This is a genomic window from Parasphingopyxis sp. CP4 (assembly GCF_013378055.1).
In the GTDB taxonomy this organism is placed as follows: domain Bacteria; phylum Pseudomonadota; class Alphaproteobacteria; order Sphingomonadales; family Sphingomonadaceae; genus Parasphingopyxis.
The window spans coordinates 1,412,263-1,435,629 of record NZ_CP051130.1 but is presented as its reverse complement, the minus strand read 5'-3'; the positions used below and the strand labels follow the sequence as shown (position 1 = coordinate 1,435,629).

Here is a 23,367-nt window from a genome sequence, read left to right as displayed (position 1 = left end):
CTCGGAGAGAGAGTTTCATGGCCGATTTCAAAGACCGCAAAAAAGGGTTTGAGAACAAATTCGCTCACGATCAGGAAATGTTGTTCCGCATCAACGCCCGTCGGAACCGCTTGATTGGCGAATGGGCGGCTGGAGTGATGGGCCTGACGGCGGAAGAAACCGATGCTTATGCGAAGGCAGTAGTCCAGGCGGATTTCGAAGAAGCCGGCGATGAGGACGTCATCCGGAAAGTCGTCGGCGATCTTGTTGCGGCAGACCACGAAGTTGATGATGCTGCCGTGCGTGCCAAGCTTGAAGAGATGACGGTTGAAGCGCGCCGCCAGCTGATCGAGTCCACGGACTAGCCGAGGAGCAGGCGCAGATGCCGATGGCCGCCGACGATATCGAGGCAATGATCCGGGAGGCGATTCCGGACGCTGCGATCGAGATTACGGATCTAGCTGGCGACGGTGACCATTATGCAGCGCGCGTGGTTTCAGAGAGTTTCCGCGGCGTTCCGAGAGTGAAACAACATCAAGCCGTCTATGCGGCGCTTAAAGGCCGGATGGGTGGAGAGCTGCATGCCCTCCAATTGACCACCGCCGTCCCCGAATAGGAGTTTCTATCATGTCCGACGCGCAAACCCGCATCGATGAAAACGTAAAAGCAAGCGATGTCGTGTTGTTTATGAAGGGATCACCCCTTTTTCCGCAATGCGGTTTCTCCAGTCGCGCTGTCGCCATTCTTGAGCATTGCGGCGTGGAATTTTCGAGCGTCGATGTCTTGCAGGATCAGGACGTGCGTCAGGGGATCAAGGAATATTCTGACTGGCCGACTATCCCGCAGCTCTATGTAAAGGGCGAATTTGTCGGCGGATCGGACATCATGATGGAAATGTACGAAGCTGGCGAACTCCAAGCCTTGATGCAGGAAAAAGGCGTCAAAGCCGCCGCTGCCAGCTAACGTCTTCGCCGACCAGGCAAACACATCGACGACATAATGCGGCCAGATGATTACCTTTGAGGTAATGGAATTGCCGCGCTGACCGCCCTATCATTTGCTCCAGTACAGACAGGAGCGAAGCAATGGCGACGATGGCAGTAGGACACCAGATCCGACAGTGGCGGGAACGTCGACGGCTGAGCCAGATGCAATTGGCGCTCGAGGCAGAGATTTCCCCGCGGCATTTGAGCTTCATCGAAACCGGGCGATCCCAGCCGAGCACCGGAACCATAGACCGGCTCGCTGAGCAGTTGGACATTCCCTATCGCGCCCGGAACGGGTTGCTCACTGCTGCGGGTTTTGCTGCGCGCCATGGCGAGCGAACCCTGGACGATCCGGCGATGACCGTCGCGCGGCGATCGGTCGAACATATTCTGAAAGGTCATGAGCCCTATCCGGCCATAGCTGTTGATCGCCACTGGAACATCGTGGCCACCAATGATGCGATCAGCTTCTTCACCGAGCAGATTGGCGATGCGCTCCTTACGCCGCCAATGAACGCTATCAAGCTTGCGCTCCATCCCGAGGGATTGGCGCCGCAGGTCGTCAATCTTGGCGAATGGCATGCGCATGTCCTGGAGCAGTTGGATCAGCAGATTGCGGTTACCGCCGATCCCGGCCTGGTTGCTCTGCGCGAAGAAGTGTCGAGCTATCCGCATGAAAGCGACTATGAAGCGCCGCCAGCCGATCCGGATCGGATCTGGGTGCCATTGATCCTGGATACGGTGGTTGGGCGCCTATCCTTTATAAGTACGATCACGATATTCGGGACGCCGGTTGATATTACCCTGTCGGAACTCGCGATTGAGGCCTTTTTCCCGGCGGATGAGCATACAGCCGAAATTCTCCACAAGAACTGGACGCGCTAACGAGACGCAGATCGGCGTGCGGAAACGCAGCGATAATGCGGGGTTTTCGGCGATTTGGGAATTTGGGGTAATGAGGGGACGGATTAGCGCGAGACCAGGGTAGCTGGCTAACCCGTCCCTCATTGGGGGGTATGGTGGTATGGAACGCCCTATACCATGCACCCCGCGTGCCAGTTTTTCGAAATCCCGGAAATCCAGGCCTTTCAATGGTTTTCGGTCTGTTAACCATATGCCGAACTGTCAGATTTTTCGACAGTCGGTCGGTTTTTCGCCACCAACTACATTTGTAGTCATTTACAGAAGCTGTGCCGTTCGACTACATCTGTAGTTGAAATGGAAGGCGCAATGGACAAACGAATTAGCGAAGCTGAGCTTGAGATCATGGAAGCATTGTGGCGCGAGGCACCGCGTACCGCTGCCGATGTCGCTGACGACGTGGCGGCTGAGCGGGGCTGGAGCCTCCAGACCGTGAAGACGATGCTGGCGCGGCTTCAGGACAAGCAGGTGGTCGATCATGTGAAGGATGGCCGGCGGTTCCTATACTCGCCGCTGATTGCTCGGTCGGACTATATACGCGGCGAATCCCGGCGATTTGTCGATCGGCTCTTCGGCGGGAAAATTTCCCCCCTCGTTGCGCACCTCGCCGAACGAGACGGACTCAGCGATTCCGACATCGACGAGATCGAAAAGCTGATCGGGGAGCTCAAGTCATGACCGAATGGCTGGCCGATACTTTCATTGCCACGACAATATTGATGGCACTCGTCATGGCCGTTCGCGGCCCGGTAACGCAGCTGTGTGGTGCGCGCGTTGCATATGCGCTGTGGCTGATACCAGCTGCTCGCTTCTTCATGCCGACGATCGAGCGGACGATCGAAGCATCTGGCGGTCCATTATCGGCAGATCCGTCGATTCTCTTGCAACCCGAAGTTCTAGTAGCACTGGCAAGCAACCAGCAAACCGGCGGGACCGATTGGACAGTAGCGCTAGTGACGGTTTGGCTAACCGGTGCCTCGCTACTCTTCCTGTGGCGCGTTACTGATCATTTCCGCGAGTGTGAGGAAATCCTCGAAGAATCAGATGAACTAGGCCGGGCCAATGGTATTCGGATCGTCCAGGCGCGCGGCATTACTGGCCCCATAGCATTTGGCGTAGTCCGTAAACACATTGCCCTGCCGCCCAATTTCTATCGCGACTATAGCGCGCGGGAACGAGACCTAGCGCTCGCCCATGAGTTTGCGCATCACCGATCGGGCGATCTCTTGATCAACCTGATCGCATTTTTTGCGCTCTGCCTGCACTGGTTCAATCCGATCGCCTGGATCGCATGGCGGGCATTCCGCTTTGATCAGGAAGCGGCATGCGACGCGCGAGTGCTTTCTCAAACGATTTCGGACGACCGACCGGCCTATGGCCGCGCGGTTGCCAAAGCCTCCTCCGGCCAGGCGCTGCTTTTCTCCAGCGTCCTCGACAATCCCCAATCATTGAAAAAAAGGCTAAAAACAATGGCTATGAATGACAAATCTCGGCTGCGCGTTGCAGTTGGGCGGATCGCGATCGGCGCCGGACTGCTCGTGGCGCTGCCGATGACGGCTACCGTGAGTTACGCCATCGCACAGGCACCAGGAGATGAGCAGGTAACGCAGCATGATGGCGAGCGGCATCAGGAACATACACGGCTCGCCGCGCATCAAGCTCACGATGAAACTACCCACCGCCGAGTTTACACCTATCGGTCGGATGGCGAGGCTCCAACACGAGAGGAGATTGAAGCGATGATTCCCAGTGAAGAGGAAATTGCCGCCATGATCCCGAGCGAGGCGGAGATCCGTGCGATGATACCGAGCGAAGCCGAACTCAGGGAGATGATCCCCGACGAGGCGGAGCTGCGCGAGATGATCCCGGATCGCGAAGAGCTGTTGGCGATGATCCCCGATGTCGAAACGCTTGAGCAATGCCACGCGAATGGCGAGGCAGTGCACACCGATGAGAGCGTCGACCCGGCGACCGGTCGGGAACGGATCCGCATCATGATCTGCCGCGAACGGCTGGGTCAGCAAGGGCGCGCGGAGGCCCTTGAAGGCATGCGCGAAGCCCGCAGCGAAGTCGCCGCAGACGCTGAAATCCCCGAGGATATTCGGACGATGGTGCTGGCCCGGCTCGATGCCGGTATCGCGCGCCTCGGCGAATAAGCCTGAGGAGACCCGCCGGAGCCCCTCCGGCACGGTTCAGGAGGAAAGGGGGCAGGGCACCAGTCCTGCCCCTTTTTTCGTCGCTTACCCTTTTCCGATGCCTCGCAACTTGCCACATGGGGCAGATGAACTTGCCTGATGACCTGCCGACCGGCCTGACAATGGAGTTGCACCCCCAGGTGCGCCGCGTCCTTGCGCCCAATCCCTCACCGTTCACCTATACCGGTACGCAGACCTATATTGTCGGCCATGGCGATGTCGCGGTCATCGATCCGGGCCCCAAAGACCCGCGCCATATCGATGCAATCCTTGCGGCGACCAAAGGCGAAACCATTCGCTACATCATCTGCACGCATACCCATCGCGATCACAGCCCCGCGGCTGCACCGCTCAAAGAGGCGACCGGCGCGGAAATCGTCGGCTGCGCGTTTCTCGCCATCGATGATGGTGGCCCGCGTGCGGATGCCGCCTTCGATCGCAGTTACGCGCCAGATCGCGTGCTCAGTGATGGTGAGATCATCTCCGAGACCGGCTGGACACTCGAAACGGTCGCCACCCCCGGTCACACCTCCAACCATCTCTGCTTTGCGCTGCATGAGGCGGATGCGATCTTCACCGGCGATCATATCATGGGCTGGTCGACAACTGTCATCGCGCCGCCTGACGGCGATATGAAAGATTATATGGAAAGCCTCGCCAAGCTCGTTGAGCGGGAGGAAACGCTCTACTATCCGGCGCATGGCGAACCGGTGCAAAAAGCGCGGCGTTATGCGCGCGGCCTGATGGGCCACCGTAAACAGCGGGAAGGCCAGATTTTGCGCGCCATCGATGACGGCCTGGTCGCTATCCCGGACATGGTCGCCAAAATGTACAAAGGTATCGATCCGCGCCTCCATGGCGCCGCCGGACGTTCCGTCCTCGCCCATCTGATCGATCTTCGCGATCGCGGCCTGGTCGAAGAGAATGATGAGACATGGTCGAAGACAGCCGCATAGAAATTGATCCACCGGGCGGGCCGAATGAGCCGCCGCCGCGCGAACCGCCGGTGATCATGATCCGCCAGGGCTCGGGCCGCTGGTTTGCGCTTGGCTGCCTGCTGACTCTGGTCGCGCTTGTGACGATCTTCTTTGTCGGGGTTGGCAGCATCACGAGCCGTGTCTTTGGCGGCGGCCCGGATCCTGAGACTATCGCCAGCTCCAGCCTTGAGGGCTTGCGCGAACAAAACACACTGATTCCTTTTTCCGCCCGCTTCGTGGCCGTGATTACCTCCACCCAGCGCCGCTTTGGCCTTTCTGCGCGCAAGACGCTGATCATGCCCGGCACGGTCCGCTATGAGCTCAATCTCAGTCAATTGGGCGAGGATGATGTCGCCTGGGATGCGGGATCGAATATTCTCACCGTCACCATGCCGGATCTCACCGTGTCCGAGCCCGCTATCGATATCGCCGCGATCCGCGAATATGATGATGGTGGGATCCTGATCGCGGTTACCGATGCCGAAGAGACGCTGGACGAAGCCAATCGTGCCGAAGGCCAACGCTCCCTGATGCGTCAGGCCCAGGCCGCACCAACAATGCGGCTGGCGCGTGATGCCGCGCGACGGGCGGTAGAAAATAACTTCCAGCTCCCGCTCCGTGCCGCTGGCATCGATGCGACGGTGCGCGCCCAGTTTGCCAATGAGGTCAATCCCAACCAGATGGATCGATCCCGCGACGTGCTTGGCGAGATACGTGAAGGTAAGCGTTAGCGGCCTTCGCGGGAGCGATGCTTTCAACTGTCCTATTGCCGTTAGGCCTGAGCCTGTCGAAGGGCTCAGGATAATCGCAAACATGCTGTGCTCCGGCGCAGGCCGGAGCCTAGACCCGAACCGTCCGGACTGGGCTCCGGCCTTCGCCGGAGCACGGCTCGCTCCCAATCTTCCGTCATGCTGAACTGGTTTCAGCATCCACTCATCAGACCGCACAGACTGCGCCTGTTACGCGGTGGACCCTGAAACGAGTTCAGGGTGACGGGATATCCTTCTGCGAACAACGACGATTTGACGGGCCCTTCCCCGCCGATCCATCTCATATCCACCCGAGACAATCGCTTTTTGAGTTCCTATATGGTTCCAAAGGAGCAGAATCATGGACGCACGCGAAGGTATTGGCGGCAGCTTGGCTGGTGTTGACATCAAGGAAGAGATCAACCGGCTGCGCAAGGAGCGGAACGCGGTTATTCTTGCCCATTATTACCAGGATCCGGAAATTCAGGACATTGCCGATTTTGTCGGCGATAGCCTCGATCTCTCGCGCAAGGCGGCGGATACCGATGCTGACGTCATTGCCTTTTGCGGCGTCAAGTTCATGGCGGAAACGGCCAAGATTCTTTCCCCGGAAAAGATTGTCGTGCTGCCGGATCTGAAGGCCGGATGTAGCCTGGAAGACAGCTGCCCGCCGGACAAGTTCAAGGAGTTCCGCGATGCGCATCCCGATCATATCGCGCTGACCTACATCAACTGTTCGGCCGCTGTGAAAGCACTTTCGGATATCATCGTAACCTCTTCATCCGCTGAGAAAATTCTCAACCAGATTCCCAAGGATCAGAAGATCATATTTGCGCCGGACAAGCATCTGGGTGCCTATATGGCGCGCAAGACGGGCCGGGATATGCTGCTCTGGCCCGGCGTTTGTATTGTCCATGAAGCGTTTTCGGAAACTGAGCTTCTGAAGCTCAAGGCGCAGCATCCAGACGCTCCCGTATTGGCGCATCCCGAATGCCCCGCAGCGATCCTTGATCATGCCGATCATATCGGTTCCACCAGTTCTATCTTGGCCGAAGCCAAAGCGACCGAAAGCGATACCGTGATTGTCGCGACCGAGCCGCACATCATGCACCAGATGGAAAAAGCGCTCCCTGACGTCACCTTTATCGGCGCGCCAGGTGCGGACGGAAACTGCAACTGCAATATCTGCCCGTATATGGCCTTGAACACGATGGAGAAGCTTTACGTGGCACTGCGTGACCTTGAGCCGCAAATTGAGCTCGACGAGGAATTGCGCGTGCAGGCGAAGAAAAGCCTCGACAAGATGCTCGAAATGGCCGGCGCTACGGTAGGGCAGGGCGATGTCGGCGATCCCGAGGCTGCGGCGAACCAGTGATCGTTTGCCCTGAGCTTGTCAAAGGGCTGTCCTTCGATTCTACGGCTTAAGTAAGGACAATCCTTCGACAGGCTCAGGATATACGGAGTATTTGGGCACTCTTGTGCTCCGGCGCAGGCCGGAGCCCAGTTCGAACGGTTCTGGCCTAGGCTCCGGCCTGCGCCGGAGCACAGAGCGCTTCCAATCTTCCGTCATGCTGAACTCGTTTCAGCATCCACCTATCAGTTCGAACCGACTGGGACCTGTGGAGCGGTGGACCCTGAAACAAGTTCAGGGTGACGATTATTATTGCATAAGTATTTTATGTGCTCCGGCGCGCTCATCACTATTCGTCATTGCGAGGAGCCGTTAGGCGACGTGGCAATCCAGAGCCGCATGCCGGGTGCCCATCCGCTCTGGATTGCTTCGGTGCGCTCGCAATGACGCTTATGCTCGTATATTAGCTGATTCATGACTGAATTTGCCCTCGACCGTTTCGATCTTGATGCCTTTGTCGCATCGACCTTCGCCGAAGACCTTGGCGAGATTGGCGATATTACATCGGCGGCTGTGATCCCGGAAACGGCGCGCTTTGAAGGTGTGATGGACAGCCGCGACGCGATTGTGGTCGCGGGCATGCCGATTGCGGAAGCTTTTTTCCGGGCGCTGGACCCGAATGTCGAAATCGACGCGTTGGTCGAAGATGGCGATCGCGTTCCTGCCGGTACCGATCTTATGCGTCTCACCGGTTTGGCCCGGCCCATGCTGACAGCGGAACGATCAGCACTGAACAGCATGCAGCATCTGTCTGGAATCGCGACCATGACGCGGAACTATGTGAAGGAAATTTCGGGTACGCGCGCGACCTTGCTCGACACGCGCAAGACGATTCCGGGACTGCGGGCGTTGGAGAAATATGCGACCCGCATGGGCGGCGCGCAGAACCACCGCATGGGATTGTGGGATGCGGCGATGATCAAGGACAATCATGTGGCCGTCGCCGGATCCGTCCGCGAAGCCGTGCGCCGGGCAGTCAGTGCCGGCATTGATCGGATCATTGTCGAGGTAGACCGGATCGACCAGATCGAACCGGCGCTGGAGGCGGGAGCTACACATTTGCTGCTCGACAACATGCCGCCCGAAATGCTCCGCCATGCCGTCGATATGGTTGACGATCGGGTGCCGACCGAAGCCTCGGGCGGAGTTACGCTGGGCAGTATCAACGAGATTGCAAAGACCGGGGTCGACTTTATCTCCGTTGGCCGGCTGACCCAATCTGCGCCTGCCGCCGATATCGGCCTCGACTTCGCCGAGATATGATAACAGCCAGACTACCGTTTGGGCTGAGCCCGTCGAAGCCCTGCACTTTCTTTGGGTTGGCACGGAGAAGAACAAAACAACCCTTCGACAAGCTCAGGGTAATCGGTTTTATTGTCGCCCTTTTTTCACTTCCCGCAGGCGTGCATGCCCAGGCCCGTGAATGCCGGATCCCGGATCGGGTCGCTGCCCCGCGCGCCGTCTCTATTCCACCCGGTGAAGCGCGCACTGCACCGGTTACGCGTCATGTCCTGGCGTTGAGTTGGTCACCCGAATTTTGCCGGACCCGGCGAGGCGATGCCAGTCACCGCATGCAATGTGGGGGTATCGCCAATGGCGGGGCCGGGCAGTTCGGCTTCATCCTGCATGGCCTATGGCCCGAGACCAATGGTTCGCGTTGGCCGCAATGGTGTCGGCCGGTCAATGCCTTGTCGCCGCGCCTGGTGCGCCAACATCTCTGCACGACCCCCTCGGTCCACCTGATTCAGCGCGAATGGGCCAAGCATGGGAGCTGCATGACGCGCGATCCGGGTCGCTATTTGCGGGCCGGAACGATCATGTACCGCGCGGTCCGCTATCCCGATATGGACGCGCTGTCGCGACGCAACTTGACCGTGCGGCAGTTTGCGGATGCTTTTGCGGCCGCCAATCGCGGCGTAACTGCGGATATGGTGCGGGTGCAGAGCAACAGTCGCGGCTGGCTCACCGAAGTGCGAATTTGCCTGGCTCGGGATTTTCGACCGCAACGCTGCCCGGCGCGGCAACGGGGCGCGCGGCCCAATGAACGATTGCGGATCTGGCGCGGACGCAGCTAGCGGCGGACTTCGCCCTCAATCACCATCGTTTCGGGATGATGCTTGTCGAGATGCTTGCGGATGATCTTCAGGTTGCGCGTGTTGGACCGGAACACAAAGTCAGCCGCGTCGCCGATGAAGGGAACCGCGCCCACGGCAAGATCGACACCGATATTGCCGAACATGCGGGCGATTTTCCATTTGGGCATGTTGAGGTTGCGCGCTTCCCAGACCAGCCAGGTGCCCATTACAGCCGCGATGATGTCGCCGATTACCGGGATCAGACCGAGAATGAAATCAAGGCCGAATTCGCGGTTGATGATTGGCATGGTGAAACCGCGCTCAAGCACCGCCTCCATGGCTTCTATGCGTTGGCGAACAGAAGCCGGATCGCGCCCGATCTCGGGCATATTGGCTGTAATCTTGTCTAGATGATCCTGCGTAAGCGCCATGAAAAACCTCTTTAAACTCAATGATATTGCGGAAGAACAGGTCCGCACCCACCCTTTATGTAGGTATTGAGAGGTGTTTTAGCTAGGTGGCGCACCCAGTGTGTCGAGCGGGTGGCTGCCAAATCTATTGGGTGTAAAGCCCGAAATTCTGGGCGAAACCAATGACCAACGAATGGGTCGGAGCAGGGGGATATAGGGGGTAAGCCGCTGCAATTCGGTCGCCGCTTCGCCGATCCGGATGGCGCGGACGCGGTCCGATTCCACTTCGTCGATCTGTTCGAGCAGGTCGGCATAATCATCGCTGCAGGGAAGACCGCGATTGCAGCGAAACTGCTCGAGATACCAGGTTGCGCTTTCTGTCGCGGCGACGCGATCGATCAGTCTGAGATCTGCGTCGTCGGTCCAGGCCACCCGCTCAACGGGAATGCCGACTGCCGCCCAGTTGGTGCGGAGAACGGCAAAAACGACCCGACTGCCGGGACCATCTGGAAGCGCGATGCGTAGCGGTTCGATATCGCCATTATCGGCAGTCCAGCTTGCCACCGCCTGGCGCGCAAAGGCGCGGCGGAGCGCGATCGTACTGTTGACCCAGGGCGGGCCGACGGGATCGAGCAGCCCATCGACGTCGGCCGGGACGATGGTCAGCCGCGCTTCGGCGAGGTCGGCGCCGAAATAGCCGGCCAGTTGACCGCGATCGATGGCGAGCGAAAGGACTTCACGATTCTGCGGCGTTTCGAGAAAGCCGGTTTGTTCGACAATTGCGAGACCGTAGAGCCCGTCGACGGGATCGATCTGGAGCTGATTGGAATTCGGATTGATAGCTTCTGCGAGCACCAGCGTCGCCCAGCTGCCGCCCAGCACGATATCAGCAAGTTCGGCGTCAAACCGCGCGACCGCCGTTGCGGCTGTGCGAAATCTGAGCTCGATTGTTTCGCTGGGTGCGATCGGGGGGAGTTCGACAATCTCGTCGTCAACGATTTCGGGCGGTTCGCGGCGCGGCGCCAGCAGTATCATTTCGCTATCGGGTTCATAGCCATCGGCAATCTCATAGGGCCCAAGGCCGGCGCCTTCGACGAAGATAGCGAGGTCCGGTGTTGCGAGAAGCTGCAGGAAATCGAGGCGCGGCCGGGTGAGGTTGATCTCGACAACCATTGGCGTGACCGCATTTACCGTCTCGATATCGGAGAGCAGCGCCGCGATCCGGTTGTTGCGATTGACACGGCTGGCGGTGCGCAATTGCTGCACGACCTGGCCTGCGGTGACGGCGGTTCCGTCATCCCAGGTGACATCGTTGAGGCGGAACACATAGGTCTGGCCCTCGTCGAGCACGATCCAGCGTTGGGCCAGGGCCGGTTCGATCTGCCCTTCGCCGTCCAACCGGACCAGGCCTTGTGCGGTCGCCTCGAGCAGCAACGCATCGGCAGGCGAGGGGAGAGCGGCGATCGGGTTTGAGAAATCCGTCGGCTCGGCCAGCATGTCGACCCGCAGCGCGCGAGCATCCTCGCTATCGGTGCAAGCGACGGCCAACAAGCCGAGAAGCGGAGCAAGAATCGAGACGCGTTGGCGGATCATGACGCTGGATTGAGTAGCAGCGTCCGGCTCGGATGGACATTGGGCGAGTTATCGACCCAGCCCGAGACCCGCTCGGAAACCAATGATCGGCTGACGTAGTAATAGATTGGCAGGATTGGCGCGTCCGCCACCAGTATCGCTTCGGCCGCCCGCATCCTCTCTGCCCGGCGCTCGGGGTCCGGCTCATTGAGCGCCGCATCAAGCGCGCTATCATATTCCGCGCTGGCATAGCCGGAATAGTTGATCACGCCGGCGTCCGATCGATGGACAGCGAGGAAATTCTCCGGCGCCGAGATATCCCCGATCCAGCCTGAACGCGCGAGTGTGAAATCGGCCCGGCGCAACGCGGAAAAATGCAACGTCGCTTCACTGTTGAAGAGCTGCGCCTCGACGCCCAGCGGCTCCCACATGGCTGCGAGCGCTACCGATATCCGGCGATGCTCCGCCGCACTGTTGAAGCGGATATCAAAGCTGAGCGGGTTGGTTGGACCATAACCCGCGTCGGCCAACATCGCACGCGCCTCAGCCAGGCGCGCTTCGCGATCCATCGCCGCACTCGCCGGCGCTATCGGATCAAGCCCCGACATCCCCGGCGGGATGATGCCCCAGGCCGGTTGCGTACCGATGGCGAGCAGCTCTTCAGAGATCCAGCGCCGATCGATGGCGAGGCTCAATGCACGCCGCACGCGCGCGTCATCAAAAGGCGGCTGGCGTGTGTTGAAGGCGAAATAATAAGCGCCGCGATAGTCGGTGATGCGGGTCTCGGCTGGACGGCGCGCCCGAAGCCACTCAAGCCGTGTCGAAGGGAACTCGCCTGCAATGTCTGCGCCGCCCGCCAGGAACATGCGCATTGCCGTAAGGCTATCATCGACTGGCCGCCAAGCGATCTCAGCGATTGGCGCTTCGCCGCCATGCCAGCGCGGATTGCGTTCGAGCAGCACCCGGTCGTTCAATGTCCAATCGGCGAGCCGATACGGACCCGAGGTGACCAGCGGTCGATCGCTGGTCCAGCCGTCTCGGTCCGCCTCGATCCGATGGAGCGGCAAGGCGGCCATTGCCGGATGCGCCAGCAGCTCAATTATTGCTGGATAGGGATAATTCAGGCGGACCCGAACAGTATCAGGAGCAAGGGCATCCACCGCCGCGATCGCATCGAACAATGAGGCAGTCGGCGCGGCCGTGACTGGATCGCGAAGCCGCGCAAAAACCGCTGCGAAAACCGCTGCGGTGATCGCCTCGCCATCGGAAAAAACCAGGTTGTCGCGCAAGGCGAATTCCCACACCAACCCATCGTCAGAAGCCGCCCAATCCGCCGCCAGGCCAGGTTCGATACTGCCATCCGCGGCATAGCGCGTCAGGCCTTCAAACTGGTCGGATGCAACGCGCAAGGACGCGAGATCGGACACGCTGTGGGGATCGAGCGACTTCACCTCGTCATCGGCAAGCCGGACAAGCGTCTCGGACGGCAATGCGCCGGTCTGTGGCCCGCCACAGGCAGCCAGCGCTCCATACAGCATGAGGGCGAAGATCAGTCGTTGCAGCACGACGCTACATTACGCCAAGCGCCGCCAATGCTCCACGGCCAAGATCAGCTGCTTAGGCTTTCCCAAGGTCCGCGGATTGCGAGCGTGATGCCCGGAACCTGGATGTTCACAAACATCGTGCTTCCGTCCGGCGAAAAACAGGCACCGCAAAACTCGCTCTTCAATGGATGCGCATTGCGGGCGACGTCGTAAATCTCTCCCGTGGGTGTCAGACCGCGCAGATAATTCTCGCCGCGACCATCCTCACACAGGATGAGATCGCCCCAGGGCGCAACAACCAGATTGTCGCACATGTCGAGCGAATCTGCGCCCGGCGATTCATACACCAGGGTCAGTTGGCCTGGCGTTCCGGTTTCATCGCCCTGGCCCTCCGACGGACTTGGCGAATATCGCCACACCTGACCCGCCCGCTGGACGCCGCCCTGTGTACAGTTGAAATAGATGTCACCGCCGCTGCCATCGGGCCGCCGGGCATAATCCATACCTTCACCACGGAAGAACTGAGCTGCACCCGCCGCATAGCCGCGGGCCGGCAAGGTCGCATCGGGTGATTCCACATCGTTCAGGTCGATCCAGTCGACCGCATAGGATCTGCCCTGGCCAATTTCACCCAATCCTGCGCCACCCCAATCCCGCGGCCAGTTACTGGTATTGGCCGACGGCCATTCCCGGATCACCAGCGCCTGGAGGCGGCCACCCAGGTGTAACTGACCCGGGCTGTTCGGCAAAAAGCGATAGAAGAGACCGGTCGGGCTATCTTCAGTGAGGTAAATAATGCCGGTATCCGGATCGACGGCCACGGCCTCATGGACAAAGCGTCCCATGGCAGTCAGCGGCACCGGGTCGATCAAGCCGGTTGCAGATGACGGCGTTTCGAAGACAAAGCCGTGATAGCGTTGCGATTCTTCCGGTGGTCGCCGGGGGGCTTCTTCGCAGGTCAGCCAGGATCCCCATGGCGTTGCCCCGCCAGCGCAGTTGGCCGAAGTGCCGGTCAATACGAGATAATCCTCAACCAGCTCTCCGCGACGCATATCGTACACGACCTTGGAGACGCCGCCGAAAAACGGGCTGCCATCAGGTTTCAGGCCGAAAATCTTGCCTTCGGGAACGCGCGATAGCAGCTCGTTATTCTCGCCAAACGGGCTGCCATCGGTGGTGTCCGGCCAATTTTCATGATTGCGCATCAAGATGCAGCGATCTGCATTTGTTGGATCAGCGAAACAGGCCATGCCATCGGGACGGCCAGGCCGAAAAAATCCATCGGCCATCATGCCGCCCGTTTCTGACACAACCGAATAGGAAAAGCCTTGGGGAAGGTCGATCAGCGCTTCAGGGTCCGGAACAAGGGGATTGGCACGGGCCGACGATGTCAGAGCCGTTAGGCCGCCCAGTGCAGTTGCTGAATAGAAGAGACCAGCCGCCTGGCCATATTGTAGGAAAGTTCGGCGAGAGAGCGTCATCGATCAGGTGTCCCGGCTGGTTGATTGGGTAACCAGCAGCCTAGCGCGAATATGGTACAGTGAACAACTTTTCGCGCTTTTGGTGCGGACGGCGGGACTCGAACCCGCACTCCCTTACGGGAAGCAGATTTTAAGTCTGCAGCGTCTACCGGTTTCGCCACGTCCGCATCTGGAAATGCGTGGCTGAACTGTCTTCGTGTTACAAGCGCAAAGTGCGCGCGCCTTAGTCGTTAAGGCGTTCGCGCATTTCCTTGCCCGGTTTGAAATAGGGCACGCGCTTGGCTGGAACACTAACCGAAGCCCCGGTGCGCGGGTTGCGGCCGATGCGTGCTTTTCGGTCACGCGTCGAAAAGGCACCGAAGCCACGAAGCTCAACCCGTCCGCCATCGGCGAGCTGGTCGGTAATCGTGTCAAAGAAGCAGTTCACGAGTTTTTCGACATCCTTGGCCGAGAGGTCAGGATTGTCGGTGGCGATCTTCTGCACAAGCTCAGATCGAATCATGCGCGTTTCCCCCAAAACATTTTAGTTTGCGACTCTTATTTCACATGGCTTTGCCATTGCGGCAGAGGCCAGACGCGTGTCTCCGCGCTTATGACCCGTGCAATTCCGTAATGTTCCGCTTTGCCATCTTTTTCAAGGCGATTGGGCAGGTTTCATGGTGAAATGCCCGCAAATCGGTCTGATTTTTGGGGAATTCGTGATTAACGAGCAAAAAAAGAGGCCTGAGACCACGCTATGAGACAATGTCCCACTCGCGAGTCGCAGGCCTCTGATCCTGCGCGATAATCGCTCAGATGACGGCTTTAGCTGTCGTCTGAGTCATCGCCTTTCTGCTTCAGCGCTTCGCCGAGAATATCGCCGAGGCTCGCACCGGAATCCGTCGAACCATATTGTTTGACGGCCTGTTTCTCTTCGGCAACCTGAAGCGCCTTGATCGAGAAGTTCGGCTTTTTCGAGCGATCGAAACCGACGACCATCGCGTCGAATTTCTGGCCAACCTGGAAACGGTCCGGACGCTGTTCGTCGCGGTCGCGACCCAGATCCGAGCGCTTGACGAAGCCGGTGGCTCCATCGTCGCCAACCTGTACGTCGAGGCCACCATCGCGAACATCGAGCACGGTGACCGTAGCCACTTTGCCTTTACGAAGATCGCCGGTGTCGGTCGATGCGCCGCCGCGTTCGAGCTGCTTCATGCCGAGGCTGATGCGTTCCTTTTCGGGATCCACGTCGAGAACGATTGCCTTGACGGTTTCGCCTTTGTGATGAAGTTCAAGGGCTTCTTCACCGGAAACGCCCCAGCTGATGTCCGACATGTGAACCATGCCGTCGACATCGCCATCGAGGCCGATGAACAGGCCGAATTCGGTAGCGTTTTTGACTTCACCTTCGACTTCGGCACCAACCGGGAAGCGATCTGCGAAGCTATCCCACGGATTGTCCTGTGCCTGTTTCAGGCCAAGGCTGATCCGGCGCTTCTCTTCATCAACTTCGAGAACGACGACTTCAACCTGTTCGCTCGTCGAAACGATCTTGCCCGGATGGACGTTCTTTTTCGTCCAGCTCATCTCGGACACATGGACCAGGCCTTCAATGCCGGATTCCAGTTCGACGAAAGCACCATATTCGGTGATGTTCGTAACCCGACCGGTGAACTTCGCCTCGACCGGATATTTGGCCGATGCACCATCCCAAGGATCGGTTTCGAGCTGTTTCATGCCAAGGCTGATGCGCTGCGTCTCGCGATTGATGCGGACGATCTGCACGGTAACCTTGTCGCCGATATTGACCATCTCGGACGGGTGGTTGATGCGCTTGTAGCTCATGTCGGTGACATGCAGCAGACCATCAATGCCGCCGAGGTCAACGAACGCACCATAATCGGTGATGTTCTTGACGACGCCTTCGATAACCTGGCCTTCGGTGAGCGACTGGATCAGGTCCGAACGCTGTTCGGCGCGGGTTTCTTCCAGAACGGCGCGACGCGAGACAACGATGTTGCCACGGCGACGATCCATTTTGAGGATCTGGAACGGCTGCGGAATATCCATCAGCGGGGTGACGTCGCGCACGGGGCGGATATCGACCTGACTGCCGGGAAGGAAGGCCACGGCGCCGCCAAGATCGACGGTGAAGCCGCCTTTGACGCGACCGAAGATCGTACCTTCGACACGGGCTTCCTTGTCATATTCTGTTTCGAGGCGGTCCCAGGCGGCTTCGCGGCGGGCGCGATCGCGGCTGAGCATTGCTTCGCCATTCGAGTTTTCGACGCGGTCGACATAGACTTCGACTTCGTCGCCAACGGAAAGTTCAGCTTTTTGGCCGGGGCTCGCAAATTCGCGAAGCGGCACGCGGCCTTCGGATTTCAGCCCAACATCGATAACCGCGAGATCATTCTCGATACCGGTAACGGTGCCTTTGACGACGCGGCCTTCGAAGCCGTCAGCATCGCCCAGTGTTTCGTTGAGCAGTTTTTCAAAATCGTCCCGTGTAGGGTTCGGCGCAGTTGCCATGAATAAATAGTCCTTCGAATATTCGTTTCAGGCCATCCGGTTGTCTCCGGAGGTCTTGGAACAAAATTGCAGAAACGACCCCATGTCGATCCCGCATCCAGTGGCCGTTTTCGGCGTAAAAGCTAGGCGCTGTGCGAAAAGCACAAAAACGCACCAAGACCGCGGCGCATGCGCCGTTGCCTGATACGTTGCTGGGTGGATGCGGTTGTTACCGCTTACCCGTCCGAGCTTCTACGAGCGCAATCGCCCGCTGGACGGCGGCTGATATAGTCAGGTTCGTGGTATCGAGCAAGTCCGCATCGTCTGCGCGTTTCAGAGGGGCGCTGGAGCGTTCTGAGTCGCGTTCGTCGCGCGCTTCGATATCAGCGAGGATCGCATCGCGATCTGCATCCGGATTGCTCTTCACTTCATCGGCGAACCGGCGGTCTGCGCGCGCTTGCGCACTCGCTGTTACAAACAGTTTGGCGTCGGCATGAGGCGCGATCACCGTGCCGATATCGCGACCGTCAAGAACCGCACCTCCCGGCTGGTTTGCAAAGCGTTCTTGTCGCTCGATCAGTGCGGCGCGTACCGCCGGGTGTACGGATACGCGTGAGGCATAGTTTCCGGCCCGTTCGCTGCGCAGTTCGGGGTCTTCCAGCAGGTCGTCCGCGAAATCACAGCCGGCCAGGGCCGCATCGGAATCCTCTGGATCCGCCTCTGCCCGCATCACGCTCACCCCTACGGCGCGATACAGCAGGCCGGTATCGAGCCAGGCGAGGCCGTAATGCGCCGCCAGCTCACGGGCGATCGTCCCCTTGCCGGATGCGGCGGGTCCGTCGACCGCGATGATCATTGGAGGGTGGCGCCCAAATCTTCGAGCATCGGCGGGAAGCTGGGAAAGCTGGTCGCTATCGGGCGGATATCGTCAATCCGCACGCCATGCTGCGACGCAAGGCCGGCCACTGCAAAGCTCATTGCGATCCGGTGATCGAGTTCAGCGGCAATCACGGGCGTTGCATAGTCTCCGCGTAACTGTTCGCCGCCCGATCCGGTGATTGTCAGCCCATCGTCGCTCTCTTCAACCGGCACGCCCAGCTGGGCGAGACCTTTGGCCATCACCGCGAGGCGATCGGACTCCTTGTGGCGCAGCTCGCTGAGGCCTGTGCAAACCGTTTTCCCCTCGGCCATGGCTGCTGCCACGAACAGGACTGGAAACTCGTCGATCATGCGCGGTGCGATTTCGGGCGGAACTTCAATGCCCTTGAGCGCGCTATGCTGGACATGGATGTCGGCCACCGGTTCGCCGCCGATTTCGCGCTCATTAGCGTAGGAGATGTCGGCACCCATATCGCGCAGCACTTCGATCAGGCCGATGCGCGTCTCATTAACGCCAACATGACGGATCCAGATGTCAGAGCCCGGCACGATCAACGCAGCGACCATCGGGAAGGCAGCAGAGGAGGGGTCTCCGGGAACGCTCATCAGCTGCGGCTGGAGTGCGGCCTCGCCGGTAACGCTGATGATCCGTTCGCCATCGACTTCCTCGACCGTGACCTCGGCGCCAAACCCCTTGAGCATCCGCTCGCTATGGTCCCGGGTGCGTTCCGGCTCGATCACGCGCGATACGCCCGGTGTATTGAGCGCGGCGAGCATGATCGCGGATTTCACCTGGGCTGAGGCGACCGGCAGGCGATATTCGATCGGCACCGCCGGCACCCGCCCATGCACCATCAGCGGCAGGCGGTCTTCCGGCGTCACCGAAAAGCTCGCGCCCATTTTGGAGAGCGGCTCGATCACCCGACCCATGGGCCGACGGGAGAGGGAGGGATCGCCGATAAAGGTCGTGCTAATCGCGTGACTGGCGACCAATCCCATCAACAACCGCGTGCTGGTGCCGGAATTACCCATGTCGAGAGCGGTTTCCGGCTGCAGCAATCCGCCGACCCCGACCCCGTTCACGACCCAATTGCCGTTGGAATCCTGGCCAATCTGCGCGCCCATCGACCAGAGAGCGGCCACCGTCGCGATCACGTCCTCGCTATCCAGCAACCCTTCGATTCGGCTCTCACCGGTGGCCATTGCGGACAGGATCAGGGCGCGATGGCTGATCGATTTGTCGCCGGGAACGCGGGCATGGCCACGCAATGGTCCTTGCGCCATAAAGGTCCGGGGAATCGGTTCTGACATGGTCGTCCTTTTTAGGAGGCTGTGCTGCAGCATCAGCTTCGAAATCGCATTTGAAGGCCTTGGCTTTTGACAGTGGCAATCCCATGTGGCAAGCGCCCGGCGAAGTGCGGCATTTCGCCAGCAGACAATTTTTCTATCCGATGAAAGACACAAGATAATGGTGAAGCCAGAATGGGGATCGAAACGCACCTGCCCGAAATGCGGCCTGCGTTTTTATGACCTCGGCAATGACGATCCGGTAACCTGTATCAACAGCGAGTGCGGAGCGATCTGGGAACCTGAGCCGGTTCTCAAATCAAAGCAGCCGGTGATCTTTGACGACGCCAAGAAAGACGACAAAGACAAGAAGGACGATGCCGATCTTTCCGGCGGCGATGACAATGACAATGAGGATCTCGTTGCCGATGTCGATGAAGATGCCGAGATCAACCCGGACGACGAAGTCGATCTGGGTGGCGACGACGATATTCAGGTCGATACCAGCGCCAGCGACGACGATAAGGAAGACGATAGCTAGGGCGTTTGGCTGACTTGCCAATTTCGGGCGGCGGCGTTACATGCGCCGCTCCCAATATGATGGGGCCGTAGCTCAGCTGGGAGAGCGCTACACTGGCAGTGTAGAGGTCAGGGGTTCGATCCCCCTCGGCTCCACCATTTTCCATATCTACAATCTGAGTTGAATAACCGTGCGATTGGATTGGCTCCAACGAAACGCGACGGTCGGTTTCTCACATCATTCTCGGCGCCCATGTTCTCGGTGCGTTGAAGCACCACTTTGTTGACCGGCACACGGGCGCCCTTAAGAGGATGGTCAACTGAACCACATGGAGTGCGCGATGAACATGAGATCCCTTTTCGATGTCAGCGGCAAGGTCGCTGTCGTTTCCGGCGGTTCGAGCGGTATTGGTGCGATGATGGCGCGTGGGCTGCTGGAGAATGGCGCCAAGGTCTACATCACTGCGCGCAAGGCCGAACGGCTTGAGGCGAAGGCCAAAGAGCTGTCCGAACTGGGAGAATGTATCGCCATTCAGAGCGACATGTCGAAAGTCGAGGGGATTGAAGCTCTTGTTGAGGAAATCGGCAAGCATGAGGACAGGATCGACATTCTGATCAACAATGCCGGCGCCAATTGGAGCGCGCCGCTGGAGGATTTCCCCGAAAAGGGCTGGGACAAGGTCATGGACATCAATATCAAGTCCATATTCTTCGCCACCCAGAAGTTCCTTCCGCTGCTGAAGGCGGGTGGAAATGCCGACGAGCCTGCCCGGGTGATCAACATCGCGTCGATCAACGGGATCAGAAATTCTGGAATGCCCACCTATGCCTATTCCGCGAGCAAATCTGGCGTGATCCATCTGACCGAGCATCTGGCGACAGATCTGGCATCGAGCCGTATCAATGTGAACGCAATCGCACCCGGCTTTTTCCCAAGCGACATGACCAAACAGATCGTCGAGAATGACGAAATGACGAAGTTTGCACTGTCCCAGATTCCCCGCGGAAGAATGGGCAAGCCAGAGGATATTGCCGGAACTGCAATTTTCCTTTGCTCCGAGGCCTCGTCTTGGATGACCGGCCAGACCATTGTGCTGGACGGCGGCATGATTTCAACCGCCTAGGCACGTTTGCTCGATTGCATGAACCGGCTTGACTGATCGGACTGCCTGAACGGCTGAAAAGGCCAGTCTAAACCCCGCTCGGCCGCCGGCGCTGTGATTATCGCTCGAACACCAGCGGCCGTTCGTCGAATCGCGCTTTGTGCTGGAAGATGCCCTGAATACGGTTTTCGCAAGAAAAAGGGGCATCGCATGCACAGACTATTCCAACCGTTTTCACGCGCAGTGGCAGGCTTCGCATTGGCCGGCGCAGCGCTTCTGGCTCAACCGATGAGCGCGGTTCAGGCGCAGGTTCCGGTTGACGGCAGCGTCGGCGCGCGAACCGCATCGGCGCTGGCCGACCGCGGTGAGTTTTTCCTTGGCCTGTTCAATGGCGGTGAGCGGGACGGGTTCATGCGGCTTGGCTGGATAAAGACTGAGGACGGTGTGATCCTCTACGATCGCTCGATGATGCCGAGCGCAGAAGTCTATGAGACGCTTGCCTTCAACCTCACCCCGAGCCTGGAGTTCGATAGGGTCCATCTCCAATTTCATCGGGGCATGTCCTATATGGTTCTCAATCTCGAATTCACCGATGGGCGTGCAACTGGCAGTCGCTTTATCGATGCCGTTGAGGAAACGGAGACGCAGCCAGTAGATTTCAACGTACCTGATGGCACGCTGCCGCGCCCGGTGGCCTTTCTTATGCCGCTGGTGATGGGCGAAGCGGAAGGGACTGCGGAGAGCTTTCACTGGTATGGCCCGCTCGGCAACGCCTTCGCCGATGTGACGGTTACGGCCTATCCCGGTGGCGAGATCAGCACTCCTGCGGGAGATTTTGACACGATCCGCTATGAAATTCGCGGCGGATCGCCAGACAATGACGTCTATGTCACGCGTGGCGACAATCGCCGCGTCGTACGGATCGATGTGGTTGGCCAGGACATGCAATTCCTGGCCGTACCCATGCCGGCAAGCGGAAGCTAAGCCGCGAGAAAACCTTCGAGCCGCTGATTGATGATCGTTTCGGCCTCTTCCATGATGCCGTCGATCAGTTCCTTGCAGGTCGGGACATCATTGATGAGCCCTGCAACCATGCCGCAGCTCCATGCGCCGCGATCCATGGTGCCTTCCATCATGATCTCCGGATAAACACCGGCAACCTGATCGAGAATGTCGGTGATCTGGAGGTCAGCGCCTTTTTCGCGTTCGATCTTCAGAATTTCTTCGACCGCATCATTCTTCAGCACGCGCTCGGTATTGCGGAGCGGGCGCATCACAAGCGCGGTGTCCAGCTCGCTCGCATCGACGATCGCCTGTTTGACATTGTCATGCACCGGCGCTTCTTTGGTTGCGATAAAGCGCGTGCCCATATTGATGCCTTCGGCGCCCATGGCGAGGCTCGCGACCAGGCTGCGCGCATCGGCTTGACCGCCGGATGCGACGAACGGGATTTCCAGTTCATCGGCGGCGCGCGGCAGCAGGATCATGTTTGGGATATCGTCTTCACCCGGATGGCCGCCGCACTCAAAGCCATCAACCGACACGGCATCGCAGCCAATCGACTGGGCCTTCAGGCTGTGGCGCACGCTGGTGCATTTGTGGATGATCTTGATGCCCGCTTCCTGCATCCGCGGCAGATGTTCCTGCGGATTGCGACCAGCGGTTTCGACGGCTTTGATATCATTCTCGATGATTGCGTCGATATACTCGGGGTAGGGCGGGGTGGTGAATGCCGGGAGGAAAGTCAGGTTCACGCCGATCGGCTTGTCCGTCATTTCCTTCGCCTTCTTGATCTCCTTATCGAGATCTTCAGGCGTTTTCTGCGTCAGGCCAGTGATAATACCGAGGCCGCCCGCTTCGGACACCGCAGCGGCGAGCTCAGCAAAGCCGACATAATGCATGCCGCCCTGGATGATCGGATGTTCGATGCCGAACAGTTCGGTGATACGGGTTTTCATTCTTGTCTCTCCTCGGGCGGTCGTTCTGTTTGAATGGCCTGGTTTCTACCGGCCCTTCCATTCGGGTTTGCGTTTCTGGGCAAAGGCCATCGCGCCTTCGCGGGCATCTTCGGATTGGAAAATGCCGCCGATGATTTCCTGCTGCTTGGCCCACATTTCATCGTGCGACCAATCTTCAGTCTTCACGATGACTTCCTTGCTGGCCTTTACCGCGAGCGGGCCATTTTCGGCGATTGTCGCGGCGAGTTCCTTGGCACCATCGAGCGCCGGGCCGTCGACCACGCGATTGACGAGGCCCATCTCCGCGGCGCGCTGGGCCGAAATGAAATCGCCGGTCAGCGCGAGTTCCATCGCATAGCGTTGCGGCATCAGGCGGGGGAGGCGGAGCAGTGCGCCGGCGCCTGCTGCCAGGCCGCGCTTGGCTTCGGGAATGCCGAACTGTGCGTCCTTGTTGGCCACGACGAGATCACAGGCGATGGCGAGTTCCATACCACCGGCGAGTGCATAGCCGTCTACCGCGGCGATCAGCGGTTTGGCAGGCGGATCTTCGACAAAGCCAGCAAAGCCCTTGCCGGCCACAACCGGAAGCTCGCCCTGCAGAAAGGCTTTCAGATCCATGCCCGAACAGAAAGTACCGCCGGCACCGGTGATGATGCCGATGATCAGGCTGTCGTCGCTTTCCAGCGTCTCGATGGCTGCGGCGATACCTTCGGCAACCTCCCGGTTCACCGCATTTTTGGCTTCGGGCCGATTGATCGTGATTGTGAGAACGCCATTTTCGGCATTGGTGGTGACGGCTTCGGACATGATCGCTTCTCCCATGATTCTGTT

At 59.1% G+C, this 23,367-nt stretch carries 24 protein-coding genes and 2 tRNA genes; 15 read left to right on the top strand and 11 right to left on the bottom strand.

Going from position 1 to position 23,367, the window contains the following annotated elements:
- The first annotated feature begins 17 nt into the window (after positions 1–17).
- The 11 genes from HFP51_RS06960 (at position 18) to HFP51_RS06910 (ending at position 9,293) form a co-directional block, all read left to right on the top strand.
- On the top strand, positions 18–344 hold the full coding sequence (locus HFP51_RS06960; protein WP_176875051.1) for a DUF1476 domain-containing protein: 327 nt from the start codon (positions 18–20) through the stop codon (positions 342–344).
- Positions 345–361: 17 nt separating this feature from the next.
- Positions 362–595 carry a BolA family protein gene (locus HFP51_RS06955; RefSeq protein ID WP_176875050.1) on the top strand — a complete coding sequence of 78 codons (234 nt, stop codon included), beginning with the start codon at positions 362–364 and terminating at the stop codon, positions 593–595.
- Positions 596–606: 11 nt separating this feature from the next.
- Positions 607–942, top strand: coding sequence for a Grx4 family monothiol glutaredoxin (gene grxD, locus HFP51_RS06950; RefSeq protein ID WP_176875049.1), 336 nt, complete (start codon positions 607–609; stop codon positions 940–942).
- Positions 943–1,064: 122 nt separating this feature from the next.
- Positions 1,065–1,850 (top strand): helix-turn-helix domain-containing protein, encoded by a 786-nt coding sequence (locus tag HFP51_RS06945; RefSeq protein WP_176875048.1) that lies wholly within the window; start codon positions 1,065–1,067, stop codon positions 1,848–1,850.
- Between the two features lie 345 nt (positions 1,851–2,195).
- The gene (locus HFP51_RS06940; protein WP_176875047.1) at positions 2,196–2,564 is read left to right on the top strand and encodes a BlaI/MecI/CopY family transcriptional regulator; all 369 of its coding nucleotides are present in this window, start codon (positions 2,196–2,198) and stop codon (positions 2,562–2,564) included.
- Positions 2,561–4,042, top strand: a complete 1,482-nt coding sequence (locus HFP51_RS06935; protein WP_176875046.1) for a M56 family metallopeptidase — start codon at positions 2,561–2,563, stop codon at positions 4,040–4,042. Before HFP51_RS06940 ends, HFP51_RS06935 begins: the two co-directional genes overlap by 4 nt.
- Positions 4,043–4,167: 125 nt before the next feature.
- Positions 4,168–5,037, top strand: coding sequence for an MBL fold metallo-hydrolase (locus HFP51_RS06930; RefSeq protein ID WP_176875045.1), 870 nt, complete (start codon positions 4,168–4,170; stop codon positions 5,035–5,037).
- On the top strand, positions 5,016–5,789 hold the full coding sequence (locus HFP51_RS06925; protein WP_255454955.1) for a DUF4230 domain-containing protein: 774 nt from the start codon (positions 5,016–5,018) through the stop codon (positions 5,787–5,789). The genes HFP51_RS06930 and HFP51_RS06925 overlap by 22 nt, the downstream gene beginning before the upstream one ends.
- A gap of 379 nt (positions 5,790–6,168) precedes the next feature.
- On the top strand, positions 6,169–7,182 hold the full coding sequence (nadA, locus tag HFP51_RS06920; protein WP_176875044.1) for a quinolinate synthase NadA: 1,014 nt from the start codon (positions 6,169–6,171) through the stop codon (positions 7,180–7,182).
- 450 nt (positions 7,183–7,632) lie between these two features.
- Complete coding sequence (gene nadC, locus HFP51_RS06915; protein WP_176875043.1) at positions 7,633–8,481, top strand: carboxylating nicotinate-nucleotide diphosphorylase; 849 nt, start codon at positions 7,633–7,635, stop codon at positions 8,479–8,481.
- Between the two features lie 140 nt (positions 8,482–8,621).
- Positions 8,622–9,293, top strand: coding sequence for a ribonuclease T (locus tag HFP51_RS06910; RefSeq protein ID WP_255454954.1), 672 nt, complete (start codon positions 8,622–8,624; stop codon positions 9,291–9,293).
- Here HFP51_RS06910 and HFP51_RS06905 read toward each other — a convergent pair.
- The 9 genes from HFP51_RS06905 to aroA form a co-directional block, all read right to left on the bottom strand.
- Positions 9,290–9,724 carry a DUF4112 domain-containing protein gene (locus HFP51_RS06905; protein WP_176875039.1) on the bottom strand — a complete coding sequence of 145 codons (435 nt, stop codon included), beginning with the start codon at positions 9,722–9,724 and terminating at the stop codon, positions 9,290–9,292. The two genes, HFP51_RS06910 and HFP51_RS06905, sit on opposite strands and share 4 nt — an antisense overlap.
- Positions 9,725–9,802: 78 nt before the next feature.
- Positions 9,803–11,296: an ABC transporter substrate-binding protein gene (locus HFP51_RS06900; protein ID WP_176875038.1), complete on the bottom strand. Its 1,494-nt coding sequence runs from the start codon at positions 11,294–11,296 to the stop codon at positions 9,803–9,805.
- Complete coding sequence (locus tag HFP51_RS06895) at positions 11,293–12,840, bottom strand: ABC transporter substrate-binding protein (RefSeq protein ID WP_255454947.1); 1,548 nt, start codon at positions 12,838–12,840, stop codon at positions 11,293–11,295. The genes HFP51_RS06900 and HFP51_RS06895 overlap by 4 nt, the downstream gene beginning before the upstream one ends.
- A 44-nt stretch (positions 12,841–12,884) precedes the next feature.
- The gene (locus HFP51_RS06890; RefSeq protein ID WP_176875036.1) at positions 12,885–14,300 is read right to left on the bottom strand and encodes an alkaline phosphatase PhoX; all 1,416 of its coding nucleotides are present in this window, start codon (positions 14,298–14,300) and stop codon (positions 12,885–12,887) included.
- 80 nt (positions 14,301–14,380) lie between these two features.
- Positions 14,381–14,467 (bottom strand) — tRNA-Leu (locus HFP51_RS06885).
- A gap of 56 nt (positions 14,468–14,523) precedes the next feature.
- Complete coding sequence (locus HFP51_RS06880) at positions 14,524–14,802, bottom strand: integration host factor subunit beta (protein ID WP_176875033.1); 279 nt, start codon at positions 14,800–14,802, stop codon at positions 14,524–14,526.
- Positions 14,803–15,104: 302 nt separating this feature from the next.
- On the bottom strand, positions 15,105–16,811 hold the full coding sequence (rpsA, locus tag HFP51_RS06875) for a 30S ribosomal protein S1 (protein ID WP_176875032.1): 1,707 nt from the start codon (positions 16,809–16,811) through the stop codon (positions 15,105–15,107).
- A gap of 208 nt (positions 16,812–17,019) precedes the next feature.
- A complete protein-coding gene (cmk, locus tag HFP51_RS06870; RefSeq protein WP_176875030.1) occupies positions 17,020–17,646 on the bottom strand; it encodes a (d)CMP kinase in 627 nt (208 codons plus the stop codon).
- On the bottom strand, positions 17,643–18,980 hold the full coding sequence (gene aroA / locus HFP51_RS06865) for a 3-phosphoshikimate 1-carboxyvinyltransferase (protein ID WP_176875028.1): 1,338 nt from the start codon (positions 18,978–18,980) through the stop codon (positions 17,643–17,645). The genes cmk and aroA overlap by 4 nt, the downstream gene beginning before the upstream one ends.
- Positions 18,981–19,137: 157 nt before the next feature.
- On the opposite strand from aroA, the gene HFP51_RS06860 reads away from it, so the two are divergent.
- From HFP51_RS06860 to HFP51_RS06845, 4 genes are all read left to right on the top strand, one after another.
- Positions 19,138–19,497 carry a TIGR02300 family protein gene (locus HFP51_RS06860; protein WP_176875027.1) on the top strand — a complete coding sequence of 120 codons (360 nt, stop codon included), beginning with the start codon at positions 19,138–19,140 and terminating at the stop codon, positions 19,495–19,497.
- 61 nt (positions 19,498–19,558) lie between these two features.
- Positions 19,559–19,634, top strand: a tRNA-Ala gene (locus HFP51_RS06855).
- A 182-nt stretch (positions 19,635–19,816) separates the two neighbouring features.
- The gene (locus HFP51_RS06850; protein WP_218135330.1) at positions 19,817–20,599 is read left to right on the top strand and encodes a glucose 1-dehydrogenase; all 783 of its coding nucleotides are present in this window, start codon (positions 19,817–19,819) and stop codon (positions 20,597–20,599) included.
- A gap of 189 nt (positions 20,600–20,788) precedes the next feature.
- Positions 20,789–21,562 (top strand): hypothetical protein, encoded by a 774-nt coding sequence (locus tag HFP51_RS06845; protein ID WP_176875025.1) that lies wholly within the window; start codon positions 20,789–20,791, stop codon positions 21,560–21,562.
- On the opposite strand, the gene HFP51_RS06840 is transcribed toward HFP51_RS06845, so the two are convergent.
- Together HFP51_RS06840 and HFP51_RS06835 are read right to left on the bottom strand one after the other, a co-directional pair.
- Positions 21,559–22,536 carry a nitronate monooxygenase family protein gene (locus HFP51_RS06840; protein WP_176875024.1) on the bottom strand — a complete coding sequence of 326 codons (978 nt, stop codon included), beginning with the start codon at positions 22,534–22,536 and terminating at the stop codon, positions 21,559–21,561. The genes HFP51_RS06845 and HFP51_RS06840 overlap by 4 nt on opposite strands.
- A gap of 45 nt (positions 22,537–22,581) precedes the next feature.
- Complete coding sequence (locus tag HFP51_RS06835; protein WP_370462947.1) at positions 22,582–23,358, bottom strand: crotonase/enoyl-CoA hydratase family protein; 777 nt, start codon at positions 23,356–23,358, stop codon at positions 22,582–22,584.
- Between the last annotated feature and the right edge of the window lie 9 nt (positions 23,359–23,367).